The following is an 11,439-nucleotide window of genomic DNA, read 5'->3' as shown; positions in this document are numbered from 1 at the left end:
GGTTCTGTCGCAAACTTTTGTGGTGTCTTTCGCGCCGTCGACTGCGCGGCTATATCCGCCGCGGTGAAGGTCCGGAAAGCGCGTGGGCGGTATGATCGATTTCAAGGGCAGCCATTACCCGAGGGACGTGATCCTGTATGCCGTGTATTTCTACGTCCGCTATGCCGTCTCCTACCGCGATGTCGAGGAGATCCTGCTCGAGCGCGGGGTTCGGGCGGATCATTCCACTCTGAACCGCTGGGTGGTGAAATACGCACCCTTGGTCGCCGAAGAGGCGCAGAAGCGCAAGTCGGCCACCTGCCGGTCCTGGCGCATGGACGAGACCTATATCAAGGTGAAGGGCAAGTGGACCTATCATTACCGGGCCATCGACCGGGACGGCAAGACCCTTGATTTCATGCTCTCGGAGCGTCGTGACGAGGCCGCCGCTTCCGCCTTCTTCGCCCGAACGATCGAAGCCAACGGCTGGCCGGACAAGGTCGTCATCGACAAGAGCGGAGCGAACCTGGCGGGTCTTGAGACCATGAACATCCTGCTGATCCTGAGCGGCTGGTTCTGGCTGATCGAGGTTCTGCAGGTCAAATACCTCAACAACCTCATCGAACAGGATCACCGCTTCATCAAGAAGATCACCCGGCCGATGATGGGCTTCAAATCCTTCGCCGCGGCCCAGGCGACCCTGGCCGGGATCGAGACGGCTCACATGATCCGAAAGGGCCAGCTCGCCGCCAACGGTCAGACCGCCTTTCAGCAGTTCGTCGCTCTTGCAGGATAAGTGTGTCCAGACAAAGGCCTGCCCTCAACCACCACAAAAGTTTGCGACAGAACCCCGGGCTGCAACATCCTGATGACGCGAAACGGGGGAAATGCGGTTTCCGTACCGCTTCTGATAAGAACGGTTCGCAACTAGCCTAGTTTTTCATCGGATCAGGGGCTGAACCCATAACCGCCCGCAATCCTGCCGAAGTCACTAGTCGAACCTCTCGAAAACGGTCGTTTCTCGGATATTCCGTGACAGCCTGCTTCTTGCGGGCTTTCTCATGCGGGCATGTCTCCGAAAACTATATCTTGAAACGTAGCCTCCGAAAAGCTATCATGTAGATGAGTTTTCGGAAGGATTGCCCGTGCTTGTCGGCTATGCCCGCGTTTCCACTCAGGACCAGAAGCCCGAGCTGCAGCTCGACGCGCTGCAGGCGGCCGGTTGCGAGAAGGTCTTCGAAGAGAAGGCCTCGGGCGCACAGCGCGACCGACCACAGCTGACAGCGGCGATCGAGTATATGCGCGATGGCGACACGCTGGTGGTCTGGAAGCTCGATCGTCTGGCACGATCCATCAAACAGCTCATTGAGACGGTCGAGACACTGGAGGGCAGGGGGATCGGCTTCCGGTCGATCACCGAGGCGATCGACACCACCACCTCCGGCGGGCGCCTCGTCTTCCACATCTTCGCCGCGCTGGCCGAGTTCGAGCGGTCGATCATCCGAGAGCGCACCATGGCCGGACTGGCATCGGCCAAGGCCCGTGGCCGGCTCGGGGGACGGCCCCCGGCACTGTCGGCCGAGGACCTCGCGCATGCGCGGGCGCTGCTGCGTGATCCGGAGATCACCATGGAGCAGGTGGCGAAGCGTCTCGGCGTCGTACCGTCCACGCTCTATCGGCATCTACCGGGCGGTCGCAGCGCCGTTGAAGATGGGCCAGGCACATGACCCTGTTCGAGTGCGACCTGGAAGCCAGACTGCCGGCGTGCAACCTCGCGCGCGCCTATCATGTCGTCGTCTCTCGGGATCTGTTCGGCATGTTTGTCGTCGAGGTCACCTTCGGCCGGATTGGAGCCCCCGGTCGGAACCTGCGCTATGCGGTCGATGAGATTGGGGCTGTGCGGGCCAGAGTGCGGCAGGTGCTGCGGCGACGTCTGACCGCGCCACGCCGTCTGGGCACGGCCTATCGCTGCCGGTCGCTCTACGATCCTGAGGGCTGGCTCACTGAAGACGGCCTCGATCTCGCCGCCTGATCTTTCGTCACTTCACACACCGAGTCGGGTTGGCCTGTTCTGCCGCTCCTGTCGCCCGGCCCGTGCAGGGAAGGGACCGCGGAATGTGACGGGCGCCGCCGCCCGCGCAATGGCCTGCCCGCTCCATTCGCGTCTGCGTCCCTGGCCGCTCCCCGTGTTGACCATGCCCGGCCGGCTCTGAGGCGCCCGCCCCTGACCTCCGCGTCCCGCACGGGACCAGCCGAAAGGAGGTCAACATGGCTCAGAAACCCGACATCTACACCCGCGTGACGAACAAGATCATCGCCGATCTCGAAACCGGGGTCCGCACCTGGCACCAGCCCTGGAACGCGGAACATCTCGCCGGCCGCATCACGAGGCCGCTCCGCCACAACGGCGTCGCCTATCGCGGCTTGAACATCATCCTGCTCTGGGCCGCTTCGGTGGCCACCGGCTACACCGCCCCGATCTGGATGACCTACCGCCAAGCGCAGGCACTCGGCGGCCAGGTCCGCAAGGGCTCGAAGGGAGAGACCGTCGTCTATGCTGACAAGCTCCGCCGCACCGAGACGGACGACAAAGGCGAAGAGCGTGAGGTCGCCATCCCCTTCCTGAAGGCCTACACGGTCTTCAACGTCGAGCAGGTCGAGGGCTTGCCCGAGCATTACTATGCCACCGCCCAGCAGATGCCCGAGGGCATTGAGCGCGACGTGGCGGCCGAGGCCTTCTTCGCCGCCACTGGCGCCGACATCCGTCACGGTGGCAACCGCGCCTACTATGCGCTGCAGCCCGACTACGTGCAGATGCCGCCCTTCGAGGCTTTCGAGGACCCGGCAGCCTACTATGCCACCCTGGCGCATGAGGCGACGCATAATGCCGCGTTTTGGATTATGCCGCGCGGACAGCGGAATGCCTTGATCCGTCAGGGGTGCCCGCGCGACAAGGCGGCATAGTCAGATGCCAGAGCGGCCATTCGTGGGCCGCGCGGCGAAGGTTCGCGGAGAGCCCCAGCCTACACATCGCTGCATTCGGTATGAATGTCAGCTATCTATGATTGCGCCGCTAGCCGCCGACGCAATGGTCCGACCTTTCGAACGCTACCTGTGTTTGGGTTAGCAGCGCGAGGAGAACACGACGTAGGCCACGGATGCAGCAACAGCGGGCGTTCAATCCAGCAATGCGTCGAGCACGGGGCACTCTGGGGCGTCGGTTCCGCTGCACTGAGCTACGGTGGTGCTCAGTACTTTCTCGATCCGTTGTAGGTCAGCGATCTTATCCTGGACATCACGAAGGTGAGCTGAGGCAATACCCTCCACTTCGGCACAAGTCTGGCTGTGGCTGTCGACGAGGCTGAGCAATCCCCGGATTTCCTCGAGAGAGAACCCGAGATCACGGCTGCGCATGACGAAGCGCAGCCGCCGCACATGTTCCTCGCTGTAGCTGCGATAGCCGTTGGCGTCTCGTGGTGGGTTTGGCATGACGCCGATCGTTTCGTAGTAACGGATGGTCTCAAGGTTGCATCCAGTTGCCCGTGCGAGGGCAGCCCGCTGCAAAGGCTTCACGTGAGCGTGACCTTCGATCATCAGAATACCTCTTGAGCCTGTATCTACTACAGACCGTATGTCTCCTGCCAGATGATCGCAAGGAGACCCCGCATGGACACCACGGACCCTGCACCGCCACGTGAAACATCAGACGCCAATGAGAACCGCGGCTGGACGGCCACCACGCTTGCCGCCCTTGGGGCCCTGGCCATGACGTCCTGCTGCATCTTGCCCCTGGTGCTGGTCAGCTTTGGCGTCAGCGGTGTCTTCATCGCGCAGATGGGCGCGCTCTACGCCTACAAATGGTATACGTTCGCAGTTGCCGCTGCGTTCCTGAGCTACGGTTTCTATAAGGCCTATCGGCCGGTCCATTGCGCCGATGGCACCTGTGCACGGCCGATGAACCGAACCGCGATGCGCGCCGTTCTTTGGGGCGCTGCCGCGGTGATCCTGATCGCCATGCTGTTTCCCTACGTCTCCCCCTACATACTCTCGTTCTGAAGGAGCCTTGACATGAAACACTTCCTGTCCGGCATCTTGGCGCTGTCCACGCTGATCGCTGCCCCCGCATTCGCCGCCGAGCAGGTCGTCCGCCTCGAGGTCGGCGGACTGACCTGCCCCTCGTGCTCGTTCATTGTCGGCAACTCACTGAAATCCGTGGAAAGCGTGGTGATTGAGGACTTCGCCGAAGGCAAGGCCGCGAGCAAGGGGCTATATACGGTCCGTTTTGACGACGAAGCGACCTCCACCGACGCCCTTATCGCGGCGGTCGAAGAAAACGGCTACCCGGCAGCGCTACTTGCAAATCCGATGAGTGGTGAGGGCTCATGAGGCAGGACCTCGATAATCCGGATCGACTGTCAGAGCAGCCGGACAAGGTCCAGGGGAACCGTCTGCTGAAGGGCAGCCTTGGCGGCGCCCTTTTTGCAGCATTGTGCTGCTTCACGCCGCTTCTGGTTGTCGTGTTGGCCGGCGCAGGCCTGTCGGCGGTGACGGGATGGCTGGATTACGCGCTGTTCCCGTTGCTGTTCGTCAGCCTTGCGGTGGTCGCTCAAGCTCTGTGGTTGCGTGCCGCGCGGCCTGGGCCGTCCCCCAAGATCTGGGCCACGCTCATCGCGGTGCTGCTCTCGATATTGATCATCTTCCTGGAGTTTCGCGGGGCGGTGACCTTTACGCTCCTCGCCGCAGCGCTGACCGGTGCTTACGCTCTCTACCTCAATCGCAACGCAAAGGAGGTCCGACCATGATGGCGGCTGCCTGTTGTTCTCCTGCCGGCCTTTTCATCGGCCTGTTCTCGATGGCCACGCCTCTGCTGGCGACCGGCGCCATTTTTTATCTGATCTTCGCCAAGCCGAAGGCCGACCCGACGACGGAAGTGAGTTGAACCATGAAAGACTGCTGCTCGAACGAAAGCGGAGCTTACGATCTGATCGTCGTAGGGGCGGGGTCTGCTGGCTTCTCCGCGTCGATCACCGCAGCCGAAGCAGGCAAGCGCGTAGCCTTGATCGGCCACGGAACGATCGGGGGGACCTGCGTCAATGTCGGCTGTGTGCCGTCCAAGACGATGATACGTGCCGCCGAGGCCGTGCATGGCGCCAAGGCCGCTGCCCGTTTTCCTGGGCTCTCCGGCTCGGTTCAGGTCGATGACTGGGCCGCGCTGATCGCCGGCAAGGATGACCTCGTGGCGACGCTGCGCCAGAAAAAATACGCAGATCTTCTGCAGGCATACGAGGGGATCGACTACATTGACGAGGGACCGGCAACACTGGTCGATGGCGGCATCGAGGTGGGCGGACGCAGGATCACAGCCCCCAGGACGTTGATCGCCACGGGAAGCCGTTCGCTTCTCCCGGCGATCCGCGGGATCGAGGATGTTGAACCGCTCGACAGCACCTCGCTTCTCGAACTCGAGACTCTGCCGAAAAGCCTTATCTTCATCGGTGCTGGGTATATCGGCGCAGAGCTGGCGCAGATGATGTCCCGAATTGGAGTCAAGGTGACCCTCGTGGCCCGCTCGCGTCTACTACCGGGAGCCGAACCGGAGGTCTCTGAGGCCCTGGGCGAGGCTTTGCAAGCCGAGGGCGTTACCCTCCTGACCGGCCTGCAATACGATAGCGTCAGCGCCTCGGACGACGGCGCCACCCTGCGAGCCTCGCAGGAAGGGATCACACAGGATGTCACGGCCGAGCGGATCGTTGTGACTGCCGGTCGACAGGCCAATACCGAAGGCCTCGGCATCAAGGCTGCGGGCGTGCAGACAGACAGCCGTGGCGGGATTGTTGTGGGGCCCGACATGCAGACGTCGCGCCCCGGCACCTTTGCGGCCGGCGACGTGACCGACCGCGATCAATTCGTCTACATGGCGGCCTACGGTGCCAAGATCGCTGCCCGCAACGCCGTGGCGGACAGCATAGAGCACTATGACAACACCGCGATGCCTTGGGTCGTGTTCACCGACCCGCAGGTGGCGGGCGTTGGCCTCAGCGAGCAGCAGGCGCGCGATGCGGGACACGAGGTGAAGACCTCGGTGCTGCCCCTCGACCAGGTGCCGCGGGCCCAGGCGGCACGTGATACGCGCGGCCTCATTAAACTCGTGGCAGACCGAGGAACGGATCGGCTGCTCGGCGGGCAGATCGTGGCACCCGAAGGCTCCGATACGATCCAGACGCTGGCTATGGCGCTGAAGGCGGGCATGACCACGAAGGCGCTCGGAGAAACGATCTTCCCCTATCTGACAACCGTCGAAGGTCTGAAGCTCGCCGCGCAGACCTTCGACAAGGATGTGGCCATGCTCAGCTGCTGCGCCGGATAACGGTTTCTCCCTTGGCTCCAGTCCGTCTACGGGGAGAGGCTGGAGCCAAGGGCGGAATATCTCATGGGCATGCGCGCCTACGGCGCCATCCAACAGCACCATCGACCTCGATAGGCACGATGGAACTGCTTTTTCCGCAGGCTCTGCACCGCGCCATGCTGACCGCGCCCATCAGGCTATTTCCAAGCTGAAGCAAACACATCGTCACGGGGGCGCGGGACGACACTTGGTATCAGCACAAGGAGACATGTCATGAGCAAGACCTACGACGTAATCGTCATCGGCAGCGGCACTGCCGCGACTACGGTGGCCAAGCGTGTCAGCGCCGCGGGCCGCAGCGTTGCCGTGACCGATTTCCGTCCCTATGGCGGCACATGCGCCCTACGCGGCTGCGACCCCAAGAAGATGCTGATCGGAGGCACCTCTGCCGCTGACCACGCGCGACGAATGCGGGGCAAAGGTGTCGAGGCCGACGTGCAGATCGATTGGCGCGACCTGCTGGAGTTCAAACGCGGCTTCACCGATCCGGTGCCTGGGAAGAAGGAAAAGAGTTTCTCCGAAAGCGGCATCGCGACTTTCCACGGACGGGCGCGCTTCGTTGGCCCGAACTCTGTTGAGGTCGAAGGGGAGACGCTGGAAGCAAAACACATTGTTCTGGCGACCGGAGCGGAGCCGATGAAGTTGGGCATACCCGGCGAAGAGCATCTGATCGACAACGAAGGTTTCCTCGAAATGGAAAGCCTTCCGCGCCGGATCGTGCTGGTTGGCGGAGGCTACATCGCTGCGGAGTTCTCGCACATCGCCGCGCGCGCCGGGGCCGAGGTAACGATCCTCCAGCATGGCGAGAGGATGCTTAAGGGGTTCGATCCGGACCTGGTCGAGTGGCTGATGGAAAAATACGACGAGATCGGCGTCACGCTGCACACCAACACCGAGGTAGAGCGCGTCGAGAAGACCGGCGACACCTTCCGCATCACGACTGGCGGCGAGGGGGGCTCGAAGACTTTTGAAGCGGATCTTGTCGTCCACGCCGCGGGCCGCAAGCCTGATTTCGCGGCGCTCGATCTCGAGGCCGGAGGCGTAGAACTACAAGAGGGCAAACTGGTTCTTAACGAATACCTGCAAAGCACGTCGAACCCGGCCGTCTATGCGGCCGGTGATACGGCGCAAATGGGGCCGCCTCTCACGCCTGTGTCCAATCACGACGGCAAGGTGGTCGCGGCGAACCTGCTTGAGGGAAATCACAGCACGCCGAACTACGATGGCGTTCCGTCTGTCGCTTTCACCCTGCCGCCCCTCGCCCGGGTCGGGCTGGACGAAGCCGAGGCCCGTGAACAGGGCCTGAAGTTCCGCATGCAATCCGATCGGACGCCGGGCTGGTTTTCTACACGCCAACAGGCGGAATCGGTCTCAGGTTACAAGGTTCTGGTCGAGGAGGGCAGTGAACCGGGTCGTTTGCGGGAGAGTGTGAAATCCTACGCTAAGCCGACACCGGTCACTCGGACAGCGCGCGGCGAGGGCTGCCGAAGAGCCCTCACCGACCAATGATGCGGAGCGAATGAACGGCCGCTTCGGCGGACCCGCAGCTTAGCGAGATGTTTTCCGTTCGGGTCTAGACGTAATCCGCGATACGTTTCAACAAGGCGGCACCGGCACCTGATAGAACGCTGCAAGAAGACGTTAGCTCTCGATAACGCCCATGTGAAACGGTGTCAGGCAGGTGGGGTTCTTTTATGTAACTGTGAACTGCCCCATCATGCCCACATCCTCGTGTTCGAGGATGTGGCAGTGATACATGAATGGTGTCTCTTCCGAGGCCAGCTTGTCGAACCTCAGCAGGATTTCGGTCGGACCCTGCACACGAACGACATCTTTCCAACCGATCCGTGCCGAGTCGACCGGCCGCCCGTTCTGCCTCACGACCCGAAAGGAAGTCCCGTGAACGTGGAACGTGTGCCGCATCATCATATCGGTATTAATGCGCCAAAGCTCGGTTTCGCCTGCGCGGATGGTCTCATCAATGCGGTCCATGACGTAAGGTTCGCCGTTGATCCCCATCATCTGACCGTCGCCACCCATCATGCCGCCGCGCATCATGCCCCTAGTGTGCATGTTGAGGGTGAAATCGCGCCTGCGGACCGGATCGCCGAGTGCAGGGGCATCCGAAGGCAGCGAGGTGGGCAGGCGGGTGGGGCCGGCGGGCGCAGCTTCGCCCACATCAAAGGACATGATTTCAAGCGGCGTACCACTGTTTCCACCCATCCCCATCATACCGCGGTCGCCCATCCTACCGCGATCTCCCATCATGCCTCTATCGCCCATCATCATGGAGCCGCCCCAGTCACCCATCATGCCCCCGTTCATCATGCCACCCATCCTGATGTCGCGCGAGACGAGAGAAACAGGTGACCGGTCCGAGAAATCGACCACGATCTCGGCCCGTTCGGCGCCGTCAAGTTGGAGGCTGGCCATGGCAAGCGGGCGGTCCAGAAGGCCGCCATCGCTCGCGACCTGGTGGAACTGCCTGCCATCGGTGAAACGGAAATCATACACGCGTGCATTCGAAGCGTTCAGGATACGCAGACGCACCAGACCCGCCGGAACTGTAAGCTTGGGACGGACCACACCGTTGACGAGGATCTGGTCCCCCCGAAACCCGTGCATCCGATCCATCATGCCGAGACCATAGATCATACGGCCTGACCGGTCGAAGCGGCGATCCTGCACGATGAGTGGAAAATCGTTTACGCCGTAGTCGTGCGGCAGAGGGTCCTTGATGCCGGGGTCGTCGATGATGATCATGCCCGCCAGCCCGCGATAGACCTGCGGGCCTGTGCGCCCGTGAATATGGCTGTGGTAAAACAGCGTCGCCGCCGGGTGATCGATCGGCAGCTCCGGCGCCCAGGTCTCGCCCGGGCCGAAAGCAAGTTGCGGCCCACCGTCGAGATAGCCCGGCACGTGCATGCCGTGCCAGTGAGCCGTGATCGGTTCATCGAGACGGTTCGTGACACTTATGTTTGCGATGCGCCCGCGCCGGAACCGCAGCAGCGGTCCTAGGTATTCTTGCGAGTACCCCCAGGTTTCCGACGCCGCACCTGCGATGAAGTCACGTGTTCCGCGTCTCGCATCGAGTGCGTTGCCTGCGCCGGGGGCGATGTCCATGACTTCCGGTATCAGCAAGGGCGCGCCGGGCTCGGCGGCCCACGCCCGGCTGATATTCAGTGCAGGGGTCGCGAGGGAGGCTGCGGCGAGGCTAAGAAACTCTCGGCGTCTCACAGTGATACCCTGTCACTGGAAGGGTTGCGTCGTTCCCAACGGAGTCCGTTTAACTTCAATCTCTTATGCCCCACGATAGTTGTCACACGCCTCAACACCCTCTGCAACCACGTCGAGAAGTGCGTCCACATCGCTCAGAAGGACCGTGATGCGCGGGCTGCTGATACGGTAGCGGATGAAGCGCCCATCGCGGTCGCTCGCGACAAGCCCGCAGTCCAGCAGGCATCTGAGGTGGTTGGAGACGTTGGGTTGCGATAGTTCCGTCCGCTCGACGAGCTCGTGGACGGCCAATGGCCCGTTGCAAAGTGCACCGAGGATGGCCAGGCGGCTCGGGTCCGCGAAGCCGCGGAACAGCTTCGCCCGTCGCTCGATGGTCGCACTCTTGCGGTCATCGACGATTTGCACCATATCATTCCCCGCTGATATGTCGTTCTTCAATCGATCCTAACAGGAATAGCGCGACCATGGCCAACACCGAAAGTGCCGGATCGACGGCAGATGCCCCGCCCGTCCGTTACCGGGTTTCCGGTATGGACTGCGCGAAGGATGCCGCGCAGATCGAGCGGGCGGCGCACTCGGCCGGAGTCGCACCTGACGATGTGAAGGTGTCGGCGGCGACCCACATCATGACACTGAACGCCCCCGAAGCGCGCCTGCCTGACATCGAAAAGGCCGTTGCCGTGACCGGCTACGGTTTCGACAGGATTGAGGGCGATGGAGACATCCCGCCGAACCCGGCCCATCAGGACCCCGCCTACCGGCGCGCCCTCTGGATCGTCGTGATCCTGAATGTCGGTTACGGCGTCATCGAGATGGTCGGCGGGTTCATCGCCGGATCGCAGGCGGTGAAGGCCGACGCGCTCGACTTTATCGGTGACGGCGCAATCACGTTCCTGGGCCTCCTGGCCATCGGCTGGAGCCTTGCATGGCGGGCGCGGTCGGCCCTGATTCAGGGCATCTTCCTCGGTTTGCTCGGTCTTGGCGTCCTCGGCACGACGATCGTGCGGGTCTTCGAGCAGACGGCGCCCGATGCGAGCCTCATGGGCCTACTCGGCATGATCGCCCTTGTCGTCAACGTTATCTCCGTTCTGCCGCTGCTGCGGTTCCGCAAGGGCGACGCGAATATGCGGGCCGTCTGGCTGTTCTCGCGCAACGACGCCATCGGCAACGCGGCCGTCGTTATCGCGGCGGGCCTTGTATGGTGGCTGGGAAGTTCGTGGCCAGACCTCATCGTCGCTTTTGGCATCGCAGGGCTGTTCCTGCATTCGTCCTGGTCAATCATCCGCGACGCGCGGGCCGATCTGAAGACGGCGGCATGAACGGCCGCGTTCTGGGCGCGATCTGCGCCGTCACGGCGTTCGGTCTCGATCAGGGCACCAAGGCGCTTGCCCTGAACACCCCGGCGCTTGAGCGCGGCGTCGAGGTTCTGCCCTTCCTCAATCTCGTGCGGGTTCTGAACGATGGGGTCAGCTTCGGTATGCTCGGCGGAGTCGTGCCATGGTGGGGTCTCATCGCACTTGCTGCCGTGATCGTGGCTTGGCTGCTGATCTGGTTGTGGCGCGCGCCGGACAGGCTGACGGCCGCCGCCCTCGGTCTGATCATCGGCGGTGCGCTCGGCAATGTTCTCGACCGCGTGCGCTATCAGGCCGTTCCGGACTTTCTCGACTTCCATTACGGGTCATACCACTGGCCGTCCTTCAACCTTGCGGATGTTGCGATCTTCTGTGGCGCGGCCCTGCTATTCCGGGACAGCTTTCGGTCGGCGAAGATCAAACCCGGACAGAACCACCGCAAAGAGAGCGCTACGGGGAAGTAAT

Annotated in this window: 15 protein-coding genes; 12 read left to right on the top strand and 3 right to left on the bottom strand. The window is 62.5% G+C overall.

What is annotated here, in order from left to right:
- Positions 1-91: 91 nt before the first annotated feature.
- The 4 genes from ACP15W_RS20680 (at position 92) to ACP15W_RS20665 (ending at position 2,943) form a co-directional block, all read left to right on the top strand.
- Complete coding sequence (locus ACP15W_RS20680; RefSeq protein WP_424934706.1) at positions 92-775, top strand: IS6 family transposase; 684 nt, start codon at positions 92-94, stop codon at positions 773-775.
- A gap of 349 nt (positions 776-1,124) precedes the next feature.
- Complete coding sequence (locus tag ACP15W_RS20675) at positions 1,125-1,706, top strand: recombinase family protein (protein ID WP_424934758.1); 582 nt, start codon at positions 1,125-1,127, stop codon at positions 1,704-1,706.
- Positions 1,703-2,011, top strand: a complete 309-nt coding sequence (locus tag ACP15W_RS20670) for a hypothetical protein (RefSeq protein ID WP_424934757.1) — start codon at positions 1,703-1,705, stop codon at positions 2,009-2,011. The genes ACP15W_RS20675 and ACP15W_RS20670 overlap by 4 nt, the downstream gene beginning before the upstream one ends.
- Positions 2,012-2,247: 236 nt before the next feature.
- Entirely contained in the window at positions 2,248-2,943 is a 696-nt protein-coding gene (locus tag ACP15W_RS20665) for an ArdC family protein (RefSeq protein ID WP_424934756.1), read from the top strand.
- 213 nt (positions 2,944-3,156) lie between these two features.
- Here ACP15W_RS20665 and ACP15W_RS20660 read toward each other — a convergent pair whose 3' ends face one another.
- On the bottom strand, positions 3,157-3,573 hold the full coding sequence (locus ACP15W_RS20660) for a MerR family transcriptional regulator (protein ID WP_177190541.1): 417 nt from the start codon (positions 3,571-3,573) through the stop codon (positions 3,157-3,159).
- 72 nt (positions 3,574-3,645) lie between these two features.
- Between ACP15W_RS20660 and ACP15W_RS20655 the strand changes: the two genes are divergently transcribed.
- From ACP15W_RS20655 to ACP15W_RS20630, 6 genes are all read left to right on the top strand, one after another.
- The gene (locus ACP15W_RS20655; protein ID WP_043847349.1) at positions 3,646-4,035 is read left to right on the top strand and encodes a mercuric transporter MerT family protein; all 390 of its coding nucleotides are present in this window, start codon (positions 3,646-3,648) and stop codon (positions 4,033-4,035) included.
- A gap of 12 nt (positions 4,036-4,047) precedes the next feature.
- Positions 4,048-4,365 carry a hypothetical protein gene (locus ACP15W_RS20650; protein WP_043847347.1) on the top strand — a complete coding sequence of 106 codons (318 nt, stop codon included), beginning with the start codon at positions 4,048-4,050 and terminating at the stop codon, positions 4,363-4,365.
- The gene (gene merF / locus ACP15W_RS20645; RefSeq protein WP_051487972.1) at positions 4,362-4,781 is read left to right on the top strand and encodes a mercury resistance system transport protein MerF; all 420 of its coding nucleotides are present in this window, start codon (positions 4,362-4,364) and stop codon (positions 4,779-4,781) included. Before ACP15W_RS20650 ends, merF begins: the two co-directional genes overlap by 4 nt.
- On the top strand, positions 4,778-4,918 hold the full coding sequence (locus ACP15W_RS20640; protein ID WP_157835930.1) for a hypothetical protein: 141 nt from the start codon (positions 4,778-4,780) through the stop codon (positions 4,916-4,918). The genes merF and ACP15W_RS20640 overlap by 4 nt, the downstream gene beginning before the upstream one ends.
- A 3-nt stretch (positions 4,919-4,921) precedes the next feature.
- Positions 4,922-6,346 carry a mercury(II) reductase gene (gene merA, locus ACP15W_RS20635; RefSeq protein ID WP_043847346.1) on the top strand — a complete coding sequence of 475 codons (1,425 nt, stop codon included), beginning with the start codon at positions 4,922-4,924 and terminating at the stop codon, positions 6,344-6,346.
- A 252-nt stretch (positions 6,347-6,598) separates the two neighbouring features.
- Entirely contained in the window at positions 6,599-7,894 is a 1,296-nt protein-coding gene (locus ACP15W_RS20630; protein ID WP_092696185.1) for a dihydrolipoyl dehydrogenase family protein, read from the top strand.
- Between the two features lie 183 nt (positions 7,895-8,077).
- Here ACP15W_RS20630 and ACP15W_RS20625 read toward each other — a convergent pair whose 3' ends face one another.
- Together ACP15W_RS20625 and ACP15W_RS20620 are read right to left on the bottom strand one after the other, a co-directional pair.
- Positions 8,078-9,622 (bottom strand): multicopper oxidase domain-containing protein, encoded by a 1,545-nt coding sequence (locus tag ACP15W_RS20625; protein WP_131618216.1) that lies wholly within the window; start codon positions 9,620-9,622, stop codon positions 8,078-8,080.
- A 63-nt stretch (positions 9,623-9,685) separates the two neighbouring features.
- A complete protein-coding gene (locus ACP15W_RS20620) occupies positions 9,686-10,030 on the bottom strand; it encodes an ArsR/SmtB family transcription factor (protein ID WP_043847344.1) in 345 nt (114 codons plus the stop codon).
- A 56-nt stretch (positions 10,031-10,086) separates the two neighbouring features.
- Here ACP15W_RS20620 and ACP15W_RS20615 point away from each other — a divergent pair, with 56 nt between their 5' ends.
- Complete coding sequence (locus ACP15W_RS20615) at positions 10,087-10,941, top strand: cation transporter (RefSeq protein ID WP_424934755.1); 855 nt, start codon at positions 10,087-10,089, stop codon at positions 10,939-10,941.
- Positions 10,938-11,438 (top strand): signal peptidase II, encoded by a 501-nt coding sequence (gene lspA / locus ACP15W_RS20610; protein WP_043847342.1) that lies wholly within the window; start codon positions 10,938-10,940, stop codon positions 11,436-11,438. The genes ACP15W_RS20615 and lspA overlap by 4 nt, the downstream gene beginning before the upstream one ends.
- Position 11,439 lies beyond the last annotated feature (1 nt).

This window comes from Amaricoccus macauensis (assembly GCF_049800915.1).
In the GTDB taxonomy this organism is placed as follows: Bacteria; Pseudomonadota; Alphaproteobacteria; order Rhodobacterales; family Rhodobacteraceae; genus Amaricoccus; species Amaricoccus macauensis_A.
Note: the sequence above shows the minus strand (reverse complement) of the source record. Positions and strands in the feature narration are given on the sequence as shown.